General features: G+C 52.3%; 16 protein-coding genes and 1 pseudogene. 6 read left to right on the forward strand and 11 right to left on the reverse strand.

Annotated features, from left to right (window positions below):
* Positions 1–252 (forward strand): annotated as a pseudogene (locus ACNKIB_RS04010) (hypothetical protein); the annotation flags it as partial.
* 4 nt (positions 253–256) lie between these two features.
* Positions 257–2,068, forward strand: coding sequence for a GspE/PulE family protein (locus ACNKIB_RS04015; protein WP_417909259.1), 1,812 nt, complete (start codon positions 257–259; stop codon positions 2,066–2,068).
* Positions 2,069–2,230: 162 nt separating this feature from the next.
* Here ACNKIB_RS04015 and ACNKIB_RS04020 read toward each other — a convergent pair whose 3' ends face one another.
* Positions 2,231–2,494 carry a hypothetical protein gene (locus ACNKIB_RS04020; RefSeq protein ID WP_417909260.1) on the reverse strand — a complete coding sequence of 88 codons (264 nt, stop codon included), beginning with the start codon at positions 2,492–2,494 and terminating at the stop codon, positions 2,231–2,233.
* Between the two features lie 15 nt (positions 2,495–2,509).
* Here ACNKIB_RS04020 and mfd point away from each other — a divergent pair, with 15 nt between their 5' ends.
* A complete protein-coding gene (gene mfd, locus ACNKIB_RS04025; protein ID WP_417909261.1) occupies positions 2,510–6,007 on the forward strand; it encodes a transcription-repair coupling factor in 3,498 nt (1,165 codons plus the stop codon).
* 57 nt (positions 6,008–6,064) lie between these two features.
* Here mfd and ACNKIB_RS04030 read toward each other — a convergent pair whose 3' ends face one another.
* Genes ACNKIB_RS04030 through ACNKIB_RS04040 form a run of 3 tightly spaced genes read right to left on the reverse strand, consistent with a single transcriptional unit; the run spans position 6,065 to position 8,084 of the window.
* Positions 6,065–6,409: a DUF86 domain-containing protein gene (locus ACNKIB_RS04030; protein ID WP_417909262.1), complete on the reverse strand. Its 345-nt coding sequence runs from the start codon at positions 6,407–6,409 to the stop codon at positions 6,065–6,067.
* Positions 6,402–6,713 (reverse strand): nucleotidyltransferase family protein, encoded by a 312-nt coding sequence (locus ACNKIB_RS04035; protein ID WP_417909263.1) that lies wholly within the window; start codon positions 6,711–6,713, stop codon positions 6,402–6,404. Before ACNKIB_RS04035 ends, ACNKIB_RS04030 begins: the two co-directional genes overlap by 8 nt.
* A gap of 15 nt (positions 6,714–6,728) precedes the next feature.
* On the reverse strand, positions 6,729–8,084 hold the full coding sequence (locus ACNKIB_RS04040; RefSeq protein WP_417909264.1) for a tetratricopeptide repeat protein: 1,356 nt from the start codon (positions 8,082–8,084) through the stop codon (positions 6,729–6,731).
* 705 nt (positions 8,085–8,789) lie between these two features.
* Here ACNKIB_RS04040 and proC point away from each other — a divergent pair.
* Both proC and ACNKIB_RS04050 read left to right on the forward strand, forming a co-directional pair.
* The gene (proC, locus tag ACNKIB_RS04045; RefSeq protein WP_417909265.1) at positions 8,790–9,602 is read left to right on the forward strand and encodes a pyrroline-5-carboxylate reductase; all 813 of its coding nucleotides are present in this window, start codon (positions 8,790–8,792) and stop codon (positions 9,600–9,602) included.
* Positions 9,603–10,469 carry an NAD(+)/NADH kinase gene (locus ACNKIB_RS04050; RefSeq protein WP_417909266.1) on the forward strand — a complete coding sequence of 289 codons (867 nt, stop codon included), beginning with the start codon at positions 9,603–9,605 and terminating at the stop codon, positions 10,467–10,469.
* A gap of 3 nt (positions 10,470–10,472) precedes the next feature.
* On the opposite strand, the gene ACNKIB_RS04055 is transcribed toward ACNKIB_RS04050, so the two are convergent.
* Both ACNKIB_RS04055 and ACNKIB_RS04060 read right to left on the reverse strand, forming a co-directional pair.
* Positions 10,473–11,864, reverse strand: coding sequence for a sigma-54-dependent transcriptional regulator (locus ACNKIB_RS04055; protein WP_417909267.1), 1,392 nt, complete (start codon positions 11,862–11,864; stop codon positions 10,473–10,475).
* 18 nt (positions 11,865–11,882) lie between these two features.
* On the reverse strand, positions 11,883–12,782 hold the full coding sequence (locus tag ACNKIB_RS04060; RefSeq protein WP_417909268.1) for a PHP domain-containing protein: 900 nt from the start codon (positions 12,780–12,782) through the stop codon (positions 11,883–11,885).
* Between the two features lie 127 nt (positions 12,783–12,909).
* Here ACNKIB_RS04060 and ACNKIB_RS04065 point away from each other — a divergent pair, with 127 nt between their 5' ends.
* Positions 12,910–13,041 (forward strand): hypothetical protein, encoded by a 132-nt coding sequence (locus tag ACNKIB_RS04065; protein WP_417909269.1) that lies wholly within the window; start codon positions 12,910–12,912, stop codon positions 13,039–13,041.
* Between the two features lie 70 nt (positions 13,042–13,111).
* On the opposite strand, the gene ACNKIB_RS04070 is transcribed toward ACNKIB_RS04065, so the two are convergent.
* The 5 genes from ACNKIB_RS04070 to ACNKIB_RS04090 all read right to left on the reverse strand — a co-directional run bounded on the left by ACNKIB_RS04070 (position 13,112) and on the right by ACNKIB_RS04090 (position 17,110).
* Positions 13,112–13,306 (reverse strand): hypothetical protein, encoded by a 195-nt coding sequence (locus ACNKIB_RS04070; protein ID WP_417909270.1) that lies wholly within the window; start codon positions 13,304–13,306, stop codon positions 13,112–13,114.
* Between the two features lie 153 nt (positions 13,307–13,459).
* Positions 13,460–13,708, reverse strand: coding sequence for a type II toxin-antitoxin system HicA family toxin (locus ACNKIB_RS04075; protein WP_417909271.1), 249 nt, complete (start codon positions 13,706–13,708; stop codon positions 13,460–13,462).
* Entirely contained in the window at positions 13,705–13,908 is a 204-nt protein-coding gene (locus ACNKIB_RS04080; protein WP_417909272.1) for a type II toxin-antitoxin system HicB family antitoxin, read from the reverse strand. Before ACNKIB_RS04080 ends, ACNKIB_RS04075 begins: the two co-directional genes overlap by 4 nt.
* A gap of 138 nt (positions 13,909–14,046) precedes the next feature.
* Positions 14,047–15,810 carry a formate--tetrahydrofolate ligase gene (locus ACNKIB_RS04085; RefSeq protein WP_417909273.1) on the reverse strand — a complete coding sequence of 588 codons (1,764 nt, stop codon included), beginning with the start codon at positions 15,808–15,810 and terminating at the stop codon, positions 14,047–14,049.
* 271 nt (positions 15,811–16,081) lie between these two features.
* Positions 16,082–17,110 (reverse strand): STAS-like domain-containing protein, encoded by a 1,029-nt coding sequence (locus ACNKIB_RS04090; protein ID WP_417909274.1) that lies wholly within the window; start codon positions 17,108–17,110, stop codon positions 16,082–16,084.
* Positions 17,111–17,194 lie beyond the last annotated feature (84 nt).

Consider the following 17,194-nt stretch of genomic DNA (forward strand, 5'->3'; position numbering starts at 1 on the left):
GACATTGAGCAGTCAGGTATTCATCTAAATCCTGTCAGAAAGAGAAATTCAAAAAGAAAATACGAAAATCCATCAGAAAATGGAGTCAAATTCATCCGAAAGCGCATCAAATCGGCATTCAGCGTCATCACTCAAAGATTTACAGCTCATATTCATGCTGTCACCTCGCATGGCTTTGAATTGAAGTTTTTTTTATCTTGGCTTATGGCATTGAAAAGGCAATGTTATAGGTCACAACTTGAGTTAGCATAAGAGCATGGGTCTGCTTGACAGTGAAGAGTTGCTTGACCTGCTCCTTGGGCAGCGTTTGCTCAACGAGCAACAGAAGCGGTTTGTCCTCCGTAACAAGGAGCGGCAACAGCAGCAACTGATTAAACTCCAAGGAGGTCAGAAGCAAGGGGGCGGTTTGGCCAGCCGGGGCTATCCTGACCTGGCGGATATTGTGGCCTCTATGCACTTGGAGGTTCCTGGCAGCAAAAATAAAATCCTTACTGAGGAAATGGTGATGCGGGCAGTCGCGCACCATTGCAACATCCCCTTCAAAAAGCTCGATCCACTCGAGCTGGATATCGCGGTTGTCACTAAGACGATTCCCCGCTCCTTTGCCATCAGCCATTTGATTCTGCCCTTCGAGATGCGCAATGGCGTACTTCAGGTTGTCACCTACGACCCGGAGAACAAAAGTGCGCTGGAGGACATTGAACAGGTCAATCAGGTCAAAGTCAATCCTTGGTTGAGCACCCGCTCCGACATCAAAAAGATTCTGTCGGAGTTTTTCGGCTTTCAGCAGTCAATCACTGCCGCAGAAAACCAGTTCAGCAGCGCAGGCAGCGGGCCAGCAGTCGATATTGGCAATTTGGAGCAGTATGTCAAGCTGTCAAGCACAGAACTCAGCTCTACTGACCAGCATATCAAGGCAGCGGTCAATCATCTCTTCAAATATGCCATTGATCAGCGGGCCAGCGATATCCATATTGAGCCAAAGCGGGAAGCCTGCTTAGTTCGCTACCGCATTGACGGCATTTTGCACACCATCTACAAGCTGCCCAAGGCGGTGCATTCAGCCATCACCTCCCGGATTAAAACCTTAGCCCGCCTAGACATCGCTGAGAAGCGACGGCCCCAGGATGGCAGGATCAAAATCAGCCAGCACGACGGCAAAGAAGTCGAGCTGCGCGTCTCGACCATCCCGGTCTCGTTCGGTGAAAAGACCGTCATGCGTATTTTGGACTCCAGCGTCATCTTTCAGGACATTGATGACATGGGTTTTTCCAAGCGCGACCGAGCAGTGTACAACACCTTCATGACTGCCCACCACGGCATCGTCTTTGTCACTGGCCCGACAGGCAGCGGTAAGTCAACCACCCTGTATTCCACGCTCAAAAAAGTCTCTACGCCGGAGATCAACATCATCACCGTCGAAGACCCGGTGGAAATGGTGCATGAGGACTTCAATCAGATCGCTGTGCAGCCGCAGATTGATGTCACCTTCTCGACTATTCTCCGCAACATCCTCCGCCAAGACCCAGATATCATCATGATCGGCGAGATTCGCGACCTGGAAACCGCTACCCACGCGGTACAGGCCGCTTTGACCGGCCATCTCGTTTTTTCCACCCTCCACACCAACGATGCTGTCTCCACGGTCATCCGTTTGCAAGACCTTGGCTTGGAGCCATTCCTGATTGCCTCGACTATGCTCGGCTCCCTGGCCCAGCGCTTGGTGCGCAAAATCTGTCCGCATTGCCTTGAGGGCTATCCAGAAGAGATTAGCGAGCTGCAACGGATGGGCTTTCCCGTTTCTGGCCAAGGCCAGATTGAACTGAAGCGCGGCAAAGGCTGTAAAGAGTGCCGAAAGACCGGTTACGCCGGGCGGATGGGCATCTTTGAGATCTTTCCCATGTCAGACAAATTGAAAAAGCTGGTTGCTGACAAGGCTACAGATGCCGAGTTGCGGCAAGCAGCGATTCGCGAGGGCATGACCACCTTAAAGGAAGATGCCTGGCAAAAGGTCAAGGACGGCAAAACCACAGTGGAAGAAGTGATGCGGGTCTGCGGGGATGTGTAACTACAAGCTGAGTAAGTTCAACTGATCACGCTCTTTCAAGCAACTGAGTAAGGCCGCGTAAACCTCCTTTCCTGCTCGTTTCCAAAGGAGTTTGGCTTGGCAACAGAGGAGTTCTGCCGACTTGCAAAGGAGTTGTACTCGGCAAGAAAGGAGTCTGGCCGACTAACAAAGCAGTTTGGCCAAGCCGCAGAGGAGTTTTGCCGACCTAGAAAGGAGTTTGAGTCGGCCAGACTCCTTTGTGGCTAAACAGGAAAGGAGTTTGGCCAAGCCGAACTCCTTTTCTACCGAGTACAACTCCTTTCTTGCCAAGCCAAACTCCTTGGCAAGCGAGTAATACTCTTCCCTGAGTAAGCCGAAAACAGTGCCGAACTCCTCTGCAAGCAGAAAAAGGAACAACGTATCCCTATAACGTTTGTTCTGCTTCATACCTAGGTTAATCAATTGTTTGACAACCAAAACCCCGCTCTTGTTGGCCTAAATAGCGGCGATGCCGCCCTGCGTATTGCCCGCCAGCAGGCGATACAGCAGCAGACTCTCTGCTGCCTAGTTCCAGCAGACGAGCTACTTGAGCCGCTGGCCCGAGACATCAGCCTGTTCACCAGCGTGCCAGTGCTGCTGTATCCAGCCTTTGAGATCCCGCCCTATGCCCGCCTCAACCCTGACCCGCGCACCACGGCTGCCCGCCTGGCTGCTCTGCATTTCCTGCACGAGCGCAACCAGTCTGGCATCATTCTCGCCTCAGCAGAAGCAGTATTGCGCCGAGTTTTGCCCGGCCAGCTGCTCAACGAGCACTGCGAACTGGTCATGGCTGGGGAAGAAACCGATAAGGAGTCTCTGGTTGCCGAGCTGATCCGCAGTGGCTGCCAGTCCTGTGAGCTAGTACAGCAGCCCGGTGACTTAGCAGTGCGTGGCGAGTTGATTGACTGCTTTTTGCCCTTCTTTCAACCTGCTTTAGAAGGCAAATTTCTCCGTCTGGCCTTCCAGGGTGACAAGGTTGCCTCAATCCGGGTGGTTGATCCCCTGACGCAACGCTCTGAGGAAGAGCTAGCAGAGGCGATTCTCCTGCCTGCATCCGATATCCTCTTTCCCGGCAATAAGGCAAATCTGGCGCAATGGCAGCAGGAGTTGGGGCAACGAGCTGCGGCCTTGGGCTTTAGCGATGCTGTTGCTTTACAGCAGCTGCACAGCCAGAGCCGTTTTCCTGGTATCGAGTTTCTACTGCCCTTGGTCTGCCCAGAACCGCAGACCTTGTTTGATTATCTGCCTCCTGGCGCAACCTGTGTGGTGCACGATCCGGTCGCCGTTGCCGAGAAGGTCAGTTTAGTTTGGGAGAGGATAGAGCGCAACTGTGCCGAGGCCGCTGAACAAGGCTTTGCCCTGCCGCCAAAAAGCCTGTTCCTCAGTGCTTCAGAGTTGGAGCGGCGGTTGGCGGAACGACCGCGCCTTGATCTTGGCCCTGGCTTAGGTGCAAACCAGCCACAGGCTAGCGGCCATGCCCGGCTCCAACAAGAAATCGAGTTGGAACGCCAACAGCGGGGTGTGATTGCGCCTTTAGCCGAGCAACTGGCCAACTGGCTGCGGGCTGGCGAGACCGCTCTTCTGGCCTGCCGCTCCAGCCTGCAAGCCGAGCATCTGGAAGAGCTGCTCAAAGGCTGCGGCCTGCCTTCGCAGCGAGTTACAAGCCCTCTGGATTTAGCCAGCTGTCCGCGCGGGAAGCTGCTTTTGGTCGAACACCCGCTCTCGCAGGGCTTTGACCTGCCTGATGAGGGCCTGCATATCCTGTCTGCCGCTGAGTTGTTTGGTGAAAAGCGGCTTGGCCCGCAAAGCCATCGTCGCAAGGGCCGCGCCGCGCAAGCTGAGGCCCTCACTCTGGATGACATCGAGGTTGGCGACACTGCTGTCCACCGCGATCATGGTCTTGCCTGCTGCCAAGGCTTAGTCAATATGGAATTTGCCGGTGGTCAGCGGGGCGATTTCCTTTTGCTCGAGTTTCTTGGCAATGACCGCCTCTATGTGCCGGTTGATCAGCTGCATTTAGTCAGCCGCTACCAGGGTCTCAGTGATGAGCAGCCCAAACTCGACAAGCTCGGCTCCTCGCGCTGGCAAACAGCCAAGCGTAAAGTGACTGATGCTGTCTGGGAAAAGGCGCAGGAGCTGCTTGACATCTATGCTCGCCGGGAACTGCGCCAAGGCCACAGCTTTCAGCCGCCTGGTAGCTTATATCAGCAGATCGCGGAATCCTTTCCTTATGATGAAACAGCAGGCCAGGCCGCTGCGATCAACGATGTACTCCGGGATCTCCAGGCTCCAAAGCCTATGGACCGACTTGTCTGCGGTGATGTCGGCTATGGCAAGACTGAGGTGGCAGTACGGGCCGCGTGCAAGGTGATTGAAGATGGCTTGCAGGTGGCAGTTCTCGTACCAACCACAGTGCTCGCAGAACAGCACACCGCCACCTTTCGAGAACGCTTTGCTGGCTTTGGCATTCAGGTGGCCTGCCTCAGCCGCTTCCGCAGTACAAAGGAACAGAATCAGATTATCCGCGATCTCAAGGAAGGCCGCATCAACCTGATTGTGGGTACGCATCGGCTTCTCTCAACCAGCACGGTTTTCCACAACCTGGGCCTGCTGATCGTGGATGAAGAACATCGCTTTGGGGTCTCCCACAAGGAGCAGCTCAAGCGATTGAGGGCTGAGGTGGATGTTCTCACCCTTACCGCCACGCCAATCCCCCGTACCTTGCAGATGTCCCTGCTTGGCATCCGAGATCTCTCGGTCATTTCCACCCCGCCGCAACATCGTCGGGCGGTTAAAACCTTCTTGGCCCGCAAAGATGATCTGGTCATCCGCGAAGCCTTGCAGCAGGAGCTGACACGCGGCGGCCAGGTCTTCTTTATCCACAATCACATCCAGTCGATTTACAGCCTGGCCGAGCATCTGCATCAGCTTGCCCCGACTGCCCGGATTGCCGTGGCGCATGGCCAGATGCCTGGGCACGAACTGGAAGAGATCATGGTCAACTTTATCAGTCACGCCACAGATGTACTGGTTTGCACCACGATTGTCGAATCTGGCTTGGACATTGCCAACGCTAATACCATCATTATCAATCGGGCAGAGCGGATTGGACTCGCTGATATCTACCAATTACGCGGTCGGGTGGGCCGAGCAACCCGGCAAAGCTACGCCTATCTGCTGGTGCCTGATGTAGAACAGCTTACTGCTGAGGCTGAGAAGCGTCTGCGTGCCCTCATGGATTGTTCAGAGTTAGGCAGCGGCTTTAAATTGGCGATGAACGATCTACAAATACGCGGTGGCGGCAGTTTGTTGGGGGAATCACAGTCTGGCCACATCGCCGCAGTCGGTTATGATCTCTACCTGGAGCTGCTACAATCCACCGTGGCTGATTTGAAGAACCAAGCCAGCCAAGGCAAGCTGCCAGCAGCCGTGCTCGAACCCGAAATCAAGCTGCCTGTGGCGGCCTTTCTGCCTGATAACTTTGTGCGTGAACCTGGCTTGCGCTATCGTCTCTATCGGCGGCTTTCTGTAGCCAGCAAGAACGGAGCCGAGCAGCTTGCTGACCTGCACGACGAGCTGGTGGATCGCTTTGGCCCGCTGCCGCCGGAAGCCCAAACCCTGTTTGCGCTCTTGCGCTTAAAAGTGCGGCTGCGTAACCTCGGCATCAGCAAGCTTGAACAGGCACCAGTGGGGCTGGTCTTCAGTTTCAGCGAGACAACCAGCATCATGCCAGAGACCCTGCTGGCCTTGATCGAGCAATGCCGCCCTAAGCAGTCAAAGCCCTTGCTGCGCGGCCAGAAACCAATGCCAGAACCAGTGCGTCTCACCCCAGATGGCCGACTGATTGTCGCCCGCAACAACGAGCAAGACCTCTTTGAGCAAATCAACGACCTCCTGCGCCGTTTGGGAAGCAAGGATTGAGCACTGCCCTTACTGCCCTGCCATCTTGCTTTTCAGTTTATCGTAGTTTTCCTGAAGCTACTCGCTGTCCTGTTTCATTAATCTGGCGATTTCCTCCTGAAGAATCGGCAAATATTTGACAACAGCTCCCCAGACTATCGCGTCATCAATCTTATCATACCCGTGAATCACTCTGTTTCGCATTGAGATGATCTGTATTTTGTATGAAATAGGAATGTCAGGCTCTATTTTGTCTATTCTATTCATCGCCTCTCCGATGATCTCGAATTCCCTCTCCACGGCACGGCGCAGCATCTTGCTACCGAGATAGGAGCTGAAATCTCTTTTCTCGCCGAGGTAGCTGAAGATCGAGGCAATGGCTTCACGCATGTCGTAGAGATATTTTCCAATCAACTCATCCATAGATTTTCACCTTTGTCCGGTTGATCGCCTTGATAAAAAAGGGGTTGGCAAGGGAATTTTCTGTGACCAGATCAACCTTGCGCTGCAAGAGCCGTTCAAATTCCTCGGCGATACGGAAATAATTGTCGGCATAATCGCCAAAATCCATCGGCTCAAAGGCGATGAGCAGGTCAATGTCGCTAGAAGGCGAGAACCGGTCTGTGCAAACCGAGCCAAAAGCGAACATCTGTCGCACCTTGTGGCTGGCGCATAAGGCACTAATCTTGTCGAAGTTGTCGCTGATGATTTTATTCACGTTCTGCATGAATTCATGGCCCTGTCATTGCTGCCCGGCCAGCTTGCGTTTCAGTGCGGCGTAGTTTTCCTGGCCAGCATCAAGATTCGGATGACCGTTGGGGAATTTTACCCTAAGAATGGCGAGGCAGCGTTGATACAGCGGCTCGGCTTCGGCGTATTTTTCCTGTTTCTCATACAGCAAGGCCAGATTGTTCAGGGTGGTTGCCACATCGGGATGGTCTTTGCCAAGGCTCTTTTCCGTTATCTCCAGCGAACGCTTATACAACGGTTCGGCTATTTCATAACAGTCTTGAGCATCATACAGTCCTGCCAGATTGTTCAGAGTGGTTGCCACCTCAAAATGCTCTTTACCAAGAGTTTTTTCATAAATCTCCAGCGAACGCCTGTACAGCGGCTCTGCTTCATCTTGTCGGTTTTGCTGACAATACAGTTCCGCTAATTTGTTTAAGCTTCGCGCCACCTCAGGATGTTCTTTACCAAGAGTTTCTTCCCTAATCTCCAGTAAACGCCTCTGTAGTGGCTCTGCTTCGGCATATTTTCCCTGCTGATAATACACTCCAGCCAGATTGTTCAGGCTTTGCACCAGATCAGGATGATCTTTACCAAGAATTTTTTCCCTGATCTCCAGCGAACGCCTGAGCAGCTGCTCCGCTTCATCTTGTCGGCCATGATGATAATACAGTTCGACCAAATTGCTCAGGATCGTTTCCACATTCTGATGCTCCTTGCCGAAGGCGTTTTCCATTATTTCCAGAGAACGTTTGTACAGCGACTCAGCTTCATCATAGAGGCCTTTAGAGTAATATATCCGACCAAGATTGCTCATGATGGCTGCCACATGGGGATGATCTTTGCCTAGGGCTTTTTCTTTTATCTCCAGCAAACGTTTGAGCAGAGGCTCAGCTTCTTTGTATTTTCCCTGCTGATAATACAGGTTAGTCAAATTGTTTAGAGTTTCTGCCACCCCAGGATGATCTTTGCCAAGGCTATTTTCTTTAACCTCCAGCAAACGCTTGAGCAGCGGCTCCGATTCCTTGTAGCGACCCTGCGTCCAATACAGTTCCACTAGCTTATTCAGGCTTTCTATTACCTCTGGATGATCTTTGCCTAGGGATTTTTCCTTTATCTCCAGATTACGCTTGTAATGTAACTCAGTTGTTTCCTTAGTTAGCTGAGTAGCTCCCTTCAGACTCAAGATAAAACCGCCAGCTATCGCCATTGCTGCTAGGACAAATAGAAAATTCATCCCCTCGGTTAACAGCGGAACTATTGCCGAGCTAAAAAATAGCTTGATGATCAGGGCGAAGACAAACAGCCCAAACCCAGCCAGCACCAGCGGGTGCTTCAAATGCTCAATCCAAACGCTCATCTCTTTCATGTGTTCCTCCTCTTTCTGTGTTGTGCTAACTAACTCCTACCGTATCCGCCTATTATTGCTGAAAAGTGACAAATTTTCAAAAGAAATGCAGTGGCAGCCCTTGCTTTCCTTCTCGCGTTCCTTTTTAAGCATAGATTACTTCCGTACAACCCCCTAAGCCTGCATGTGCAGCTGTTTTACAACGTCCAAAAGCAGCATTCACTCGTTTGTCTGGAGCTTTCCGACATCCAAAATATCCATTCAGACGTATGAATAGAGCTTTTGCATCTTCCGAATCAGCATTCACTCGTTTACTTGGAGCTTTCCAACATCCAAAATCTCCATTCAGACGTGTAAATAGAGCCTTTGCACGTTCCGAAGCAGCGTTTACTCGTTTACCTGGAGCTTTCCGACATCCAAAATCTCCATTTATACGTGTGAACGGAGCTTTTGCATGTTTAAAAGCAGCATTTACTCGTCTGATTGCTCCTAACAAACGAGTAAATGCTCCAAACACTCGTTGAAAACCTGGTTGCGCACGAGTAAAAACCGGGTCGAAACCAGCTCAATCGCTTTAGAGGCGGTTTCTTCTGACAAAGATTGTTGACAGTTCCGAGAAAATAGCATTCCGTTGTACTTTAGAGGGAAATTCATCTGGTAATTATGATCGGCGAGATACTTCCGAGCAGCTGAAGTTTCCTGAAATTCTTTTTTCCTGGAGCAACAATGAAAGCACTGCAAGCTATCGGCATGATTGGCGGCGGCCAAATGGGTGAGGCCTTGATTAAAGGGCTGCTTGCCTCTGGCCTAACTGAGGCGCATCAGATTATTGTGGCCGAGCCTTCGGCTTTACGCCAGAAATACCTCGAAACAATCTATAAGGTGCAAACCACAGAGTCTGCCGAGCTGCTGGCGCAAAAGAGCCGGATCCTGATTCTGGCAGTCAAGCCGCAGATCATGGAGTCGGTGCTGGCTTTGTACCGCGAGCATCTGCGTGCAGAGCATCTCATCATCTCGATTGCCGCTGGCATCACGCTCAGACAGCTTGAACAGGGACTGGGTGAGCAACGGCGCATCATTCGCGTCATGCCCAACACGCCAGCCTTGGTTTTGGCCGGAGCTTCAGCGATGAGCGGCAACAAAAATATCCGCCAGGAAGACATGGCACTCTGTAGCCAGATCTTTTCTGCGGTTGGCACCTGCGCTGAAGTGCCAGAAAACCTACTTGATGCGGTTACTGGCCTGAGTGGTTCCGGGCCTGGCTATGTGTTTACCTTTTTAGAGGCAATGATTGACGGCGGGGTGTTGGCAGGCATTCCCCGGCCTTTGGCGGAACAGCTGGCTTTGCAAACGCTCTACGGCTCGGCCAAGCTGGCAATGGAAACTAAAGAACCCGCAGCGGTGCTCAAAGGAAGAGTAACCTCACCTGGCGGCACAACCATTGCTGGTCTTCAGGTGATGGAGCGAGATGGCTTACGCGGCACCGTCATGGCAGCAATCAAAGTCGCTACAGACCGCTCCAAAGAGCTGGGCAACTAAATGCGCATCCGCCGCGTCGGCATTATCATCCGCAAGGACTCCCCAGTAGTGCAGCGGATTGGTGAAGAACTGGCTGCTTGGTTTGCGCAACACTGTGTCCAGGCAGAATTGGACAAGATTGAGCCAGACATGGACTTGCTGACCATCCTGGGTGGGGATGGTACCTTACTGCATGTGGCTGATCAGGCCGCTCATTACGGTATTCCAGTGGTGGGCATCAATCTGGGCCATCTCGGTTTTCTTACTGAGGTGGCAGCAGAGGAGATGTATCCAGCTTTGGCGGAAATTCTCAACGCTAAGGCCGAGATTGAAGAGCGGCTGATGCTCAAGGCCCAGCTTTTAGATGAGACGGGGCTAGCCATAGGCCAGCCGTGGTTTGCTTTGAACGAAGTGGTGATTCTCAAAGGCAGCACTGAGCCGCTGCTGCGCCTGTGCTGCTGGGCTGATGAGGAATACGTGGCGACCTACAAGGCGGATGGCCTGATTATCTCCACGCCTACGGGATCTACAGCCTATAATCTCTCGGCAGGCGGCCCTATTGCCCATGCCAAACTGGAGGCCATCCTGCTGACACCGATCTGTCCCTTTATGCTAGAGTCCCGGCCTGTACTGCTACCGCCGCAAATGCAGGTCACAGCCCAACTTGCCCGGCCTGCCAACAAGGTCAAGGTAATGGCCGACGGTAGATTGGCCTGGAACATGGAGGCCAACGCCTTTCTCACCGTGGAGGCCGCAGCCAAACCCCTGCGCTTGATCAGTTCACCGCATAAGGGCTACTTTGCTATCCTGCGCAGCAAACTCAACTGGGCCAGCTGCGACAATGGCAGCCCTTTGCCAGACTGTGTCCGCGTTGCCCAGTCACGCTGAGAGCTATTTTTTCTTCCGATGCAGGTTGAACTTCTTCATCTTATACTGGAGCAGGCTTTTGGTAATGCCGAGCTTCTCCGCTGCCCTGGCCTGAATCTGCTCTGACTCATCCAGAGCCTTCCGCACCAGCTTTTCTTCAATACCGTTCAAAATATCGCCGAGGGGCAAACCAGGTGGAATAAACTGATCCAGCTCTACGCCCGAACTCCATTCTTGTGCCGAGGGCAATTGACTGGAATCTGGCTGGACATCTTCGGCCTCAATCCGGTTGTTGTTGCAGAGAATAGCGGCCCGCTCAATGGTATTCTCCAGCTCGCGGATGTTCCCCTCCCAGGGCAGGCTGACTAAGAGGCGCATGGCCTCTGGCGTGATCTCAAACTTCTCCCGGTTCAGCCGCTTGCTGTTTTTCTCCATGAAATGATAGACTAAAGCTGGAACGTCATCCACCCGTTCCCGCAGCGGCGGCATTTGAATGCGGATGACATTGAGGCGATAGTAGAGGTCTTCGCGGAATTTGCCCTTATCCACCTCGTCTTTCAAGTCCTTATTGGTAGCAGCCAGGATGCGCACATCTACCTGAATAGTCTTGCTGCCGCCAACTCGCTCAAAGGCTTTTTCTTGGAGAACGCGGAGCAGTTTGGTTTGCAGAGGCAAGGCCATTTCGCCGATCTCGTCGAGAAAAAGGGTGCCGGTATCAGCCAATTCAAAGCGGCCTTTGCGCATAAAAGCGGCATCAGTGAATGAACCTTTCTCGTGGCCGAATAACTCGCTTTCTAACAAATTCTCGGATAAGGCCGCGCAGTTGACCGAGATGAACGGGGCTTCGTTACGCGGGCTGAGATTGTGAATAGCCCGGGCCACCAGCTCTTTACCTGTGCCTGACTCGCCGGTAATCAGCACCGAGGACAAAGCCGGGGCCACTTTTTCGATCAACCGATAGACTGCTAGCATGTTCTGGTTTTTGCCGATCATGCCGCCAAAGCCGGATTTCGGGGTTGCTTCGGTACGCAGGCGGTTGACCTCGCGGATCAGGCTGTAATGCTCAATTGCCTTGCGTACGGAAGCAACCAACGCCTCGTTAGAGAAGGGCTTGGCCAAGTACGTGAAGGCACCGAGGTGCATAGCCTCCACAGCTTTGCCTACTTCGGCGTAGGCTGTGACCAAAATCACCGGCAAATGGCGGTTTAACTCCTTGAGCCGGGCAAGCAGCTCGATGCCATCCATGCCCGGCATTTTCATATCGGAAAGCACGAGGTCCAGATCGGTCTCGCGGGCGATCTTTAGGGCAGCTGGGCCGCAATCAGCGGTGAAGACCTCGTAGTCCTCGTCGCGCAGCAGTTCAGAAAGAACAATCAGATAATTCGGTTCGTCGTCAACAACAAGGATGGTCTGCATAGTCTGGTGCGTTCAAATTTATACTTCGCTCAAATGGGGTCGGCAGCGCAGGCGCTCATGAAGCTGCGTGATGATGGTGTTTGGCGGGAAGAAACCAGTCGCGTGTCCTGCCAGGCCCTTGATCCGACTGTCGCCGTGATAGTCACTGCCGCCCGTGACCAGCAGTCGATGCTGCCGGGCTAGCCCGTTGAAGAGCTGAATCATCTGCCAGTTATGGCCAGGGTAGTATATCTCCAACCCGTCAAGATGTCGCTCTGCCAACTCACGGATGAGCTGCGGCTGGAGTTTCAAGGCTGGGTCGAGGATGCCGGGATGAGCTAACACTGCCACGCCGCCTGCTTCGTGTATTATAGCAATGGTTTCCGCTGCTGAATAGGCAAATCGGCTAAACCAGGCTGGTTTGTTTCTGCCAAGGTACAGGGAGAAAGCCTGGCCGGATGTTTGCACGCAGCCTTTGGCGATCAGTAAGCGGGCAATGTGTGGTCTGCCCGTTTGGCCGCAGGCAGACAGCCGCTCAGTCTCTTCCAGCGTGATGGGAACGCCGAGATCCGCCAGCTTGTCGATGATTTTCAGGTTGCGCTCAAGGCGGCCTTGCTGGAGTCGGGCGAGCGCAGCGTTCAACTCCGGGCTGTCTACATCAACGCCGTAGCCAAGGATATGGACACCATTGTCACCGTGCCGGGCACTGACTTCCAGGCCGCTGATAACGGTCACGCCGTGCTCTTGCCCAAGCCGCACCGCCTCCCGTACCCCTTCTACCGTGTCGTGATCGGTGAGGGCAAAGCCCGTCAGCTTGCCAGCCGCTGCCATGCCGATCAGCTGGGCCGGCGTGGCAATGCCGTCCGAATAGATGGAGTGTGTATGCAGGTCAACGCACATAGTTGGCAGATTGGCGAGAAAGAGTGCGGGAATACGCAAGGTGAAAATTCAAAATTTTAAACGAGAAATCCTAGAATTGCAAGACTGATTTGCGCTGGAGATCGAATGAAGAGGAGCGCGGCTTGTTTTCTGGCGCAGAGCAAGCAAGAGCAACTGACCCCACAGCGTGGTAAAGCCGGTTGAACAGCATTTTGGCCAGAAAACAAAGCAGTGTTGTTCAGTCACCAAGGAGTACGGCTTGGCCGGAAAGGAGTTTAGCTCGGCAAGAAAGGAGTGCGAGCAGCTTTGCAACGTGTAAATGCTCCATTCATACGTTTGTTTGGAGCTTTTGGATGTTGCTAATCTCTATTTATACGTGTGAACAGAGATTAGCAACGTACAAAACCAGCATTTACTCGTTTGTTAAGAGCTTTTTGATGTTCTGAAGCTGCTTTTGCACGTTCAAAAGCTCTGTTCACACGTCTGTTTAGAGCTTTTGAATGTTGCCGAGCTATTTTTACACGTGCAAATTGAGCATTCAGATGTTTGTTTGGAGCTTTTGGATGTTCCGAAGCTGCATTCACACGTGTGAAAACAGCTCCTCTACGAAGGGAAACTCGACGAAAACAGCTCGTTGTCGAGAGAACTTGACTGCTCTCAAGAGAAAAGAGGCGCAGGGGAAGTGTGATTGCCCTTGCTTGCCCAGGGCGGCGAGGCATTTCGAGTCATCTTCTTCCTTAGCTTGGGGCGACGTTTTGCTCCGCGACCTGCTCAGGACTGGCTGCGGCCTGGCCAAGACGGGCAACTACTTTCATGAGATGCTTTTGCAGGCCGATTTTTAACAGATCGTTGCCACGAACAGGCAGAGAAAGGCGAATTAGACTGCCCCTCTTTATATAAAGATGGTGGCCAATGGTTACGCGCTGCAATTCCCAGCCTTTTTCTTCCAGAAGTCGCCCAAATCGTTTGCCGCTCACTGCTTTCAAAATGCAATCTCCATCACTTTGTGTTGCCCTGTAACAGGGATGTCCTGAATCTCTGTGGTAAGACAGGCTTCAACCGCATCATAGATGTTGCTTAACAATTCATCAAAGGTTTCGCCCTGCGTCACGCAGCCAGGGATGGTTGGGACTTCTGCCCAGTAGCCACCTTCTTCCGCTTCATGGATCACAACTTTTAATTTCATGATTTCTTGTTACTTGTCTCAGCAGCTTGTTTTTGAGGAGCTGGATTTCACGCCTTTATCTTACCGTAAAATAAAACAGGCCGAAAGAGATTCCTCTCTTCCAGCCTGTTGATTCAGCTCTGCGTTGAAGGCGGCGAATTAAAACACGCCCTTCACCTTGCCGGTCTCCACATCAACGTCAATGCGGCGGTAAGCAGGGTCAGAGGCGGTGCCAGGCATCAGGGTGATTGCCCCGGCCACCGGCACGACAAAGCCTGCGCCCTTGTAGGTGAGGATGTCGCGGATAGGCAGCGTCCAGCCTTTCGGTGCGCCCTTCAGCTTAGGATCATGCGAGAGGGAGAGATGCGTCTTGACCATGCAGGTGGTCATCTGCTTCATCTCTGGGTCTGCCTCAAGCCGCTTCAGCTTGGCTTGCGCTTCCGGGGTGTAGCTCACGCCGTCGCCGCCGTACACTTCCTTGACAATCAGCTCGATGCGCTTGGAGAGCGGGGTCTCCAGATTGTAGAGGAACTTGAAGTCATTCGGCTCCTCACAGGCATCAATGACCGCATCAGCGAATTCCAGCGCGCCATCACCGCCGTATTGCCAGTGCTTGGACAGTGCAACTCGCGCGCCAGCGGCTTCACACATACGGCGCACGGCCTTGGTCTCGTTGTCGCTGTCCGTGTAGAAGGCGTTGATGCAGACTACTGGGTTGATACCCGCCTTCTTTACGGTTTCAATGTGGTGGATCAGGTTCTCGCAGCCCTTCTCCACCCAGCCGACGTTCTCGCCCTTGTACTCCTCCGGCATTGGACGGCCCGGCACCGGGATGGGCGCACCGCCGTGGCACTTGAGAGCACGGATGGTTGCGACTACTACGGCGCAGTTCGGCTTGAGGCCGGAGTAACGGCACTTGAGGTTCCAGAACTTCTCGAAGCCGATGTCCGCGCCGAAGCCAGACTCGGTGATGTTGTAGTCTGCCAACTTGAGGGCCACGCGGTCAGCAATGACTGAGGACTGACCAATGGCGATGTTCGCAAAAGGCCCTGCATGAACGATGACTGGCTGGCCTTCAATGGTCTGCATCAGATTTGGGTTGATTGCGTCCACCATCCACGCGGTCATGGCTCCAGCTACATCCAAGTCAGTGGCGGTGATTGGTCTGTCCTGCTTATCATAAGCCATGACCATCCTGCCGATACGCTCACGCATGTCTTTCAGGTCTTTGGCAATGGAGAGGATCGCCATGATCTCCGAGCTGACCGCGATGTTGAAGCCAGACTGCATGGTCATGCCATCTGATGTGCCGCCAAGACCAATGGTGATGTTGCGCAGGGCCTGGGCGCAGTAGTCCATGATCCAGCGGAACTCGACCTTCTTCGGATGGATGTCAAGACGGCGCAGGCCGCGCTGGGCAAGCTGCTCGTCGGTGTAGTTGCTCTCATGCTGCATCCGCGAGGTCAGCGCGACCATGCCCAAGTTATGGGCGTTCATGATTGCGTTGATGTCGCCGGTCATGCCGAGCGAAAAAGGTGTCAGCGGCACGCACTGCGACAAACCGCCGCCTGCTGCCGAGCCTTTGATGTTCATGGTCGGGCCGCCAGATGGCTGGCGGATAGCACCGACCACCGACTTGCCCCGCTTGCCCATGCCCTGTACTAAGCCCATTGAGCAGGTTGATTTGCCCTCGCCCAGCGGGGTCGGGGTGATGGCGGTCACGTCGATGTACTTGCCATCGGGCCGGTCTTTCAGTCGCTCAAGGATTTTGCGGTAATCCAGCTTGGCTAAATAATGGCCGTGCGGCAGCAGCTCTTCCTTGCCTAAGCCGAGCTGCTCACTCAGCGCATAGACAGTTTTCATATTGCTTTCAGCGGCTTCGGCAATTTCCCAGTCGGCGTGTTTGGTGGGATCCAGAGGCATTTTGGTTCTCCTGTTCAGGTTAAAAAGGAAAGTTAAGGGTTAAAAATTGAGTGGCGTATGCAAAAGCACCAGAGTGGTGCGGCTCGTCTATTTGGCGACATATCTTGATAGCAAGTTTTGAACGTATTGTCAATGATTAGCAACGTGGGTGAGCTGGAACAATTGCTGAAGCTGGCCAGGCAGATCAACGTATCGGTAGGAAGTGGCAAAAAATTGCAACGAGGATTGGCAAGGTAGGTCGCAAGCGAGATTCGGACATTCTCTCGCGGCGTTATTGACTGCTGCCAGCTCGGTCAATCATCGCTTTCACATCAGGGACAGTATTTATAGCCTGAAGTTGAATTTCTGGATGCTGATTTTTAAACACCCGAAAAACTTCGTCAGCAAAGGCCTGGCCAATAAAATCTATTCCGGTAAAATCAAAAATAACTGTATTAAATCGGTCTATTCTTACCAAAAGCCTTTTGGCTTGTGAACGAGAAACAAGACTTTCGTTGCCGTAAAGTGCCAGAGATACCGGTACAATTGTTTTATTAAAAGCATAATCATCCCCAGAGGTAAAACTGTCAAAGATTGCTTTAATATTTCGCGAGGAATTGTTTGCTATTTTCATGAAAACAGCTGTTCCTCTTTCAAGAGGATCACATTCAAGTATCCAGTCTTCCGGTTTGTTCCATTTATGGGAAAAATATACCCCGCCTGAAAAAATTGCATATCTGTCAAACATTCGAGATGAAAAAAAGATTCCTTGACCTGTGTGGTGTTCAGGTGCGGTAGTTAATTTCCCTTTTGCAAGTTCCAGGACAGCTTGGCGTTCATCGTTGAGATGAAATTTTTCTTGAATTTTCTTGAAGATTCCAATGCCATCGTCAAAAATAAGTATTTCTGAATGCAGAGGATATTTTTCAATAGAAATTGATACAGAGTGACCTTGAGAGTGATCAATAGCATTGTTCAACATTTCCGTAAAACCATAGCTCAATATTTGTGTTACGTTATTAGGTAGCACGCCAAGTATTGGCATGGCAAAATTCATCCACACTCGATCTTCTTCCAGCCCTGAAAGAATAAAACTTTCTACCTTCTTAACGAGTGGGTGGAGGCGATAGATTCTGTTGCAGGTATTTCCCTCCACTGCAATGGATTTCTGTTCAATTAGCCTTTTGATATGATTATTAACAGCTTGCCTTGTTATGCCAAAATGATCGGCTGCAACAACTGCTATATCTCTTGGATGCTCTTCAACATTGGTTAGAATGAATTGCCGGATATTCTCTCCGCGCGTGCGTACACCTGCCATGATGTTACCCTGTGTTGATTTTGGTGCAAACGAGTGCTTCAAATAGCGATAGAAGCACGGCTCGTGTTTTTCTCGCTATACTTT

The organism is Candidatus Electronema sp. PJ (assembly GCF_048287395.1).
Classification (GTDB): Bacteria; Desulfobacterota; Desulfobulbia; order Desulfobulbales; family Desulfobulbaceae; genus Electronema.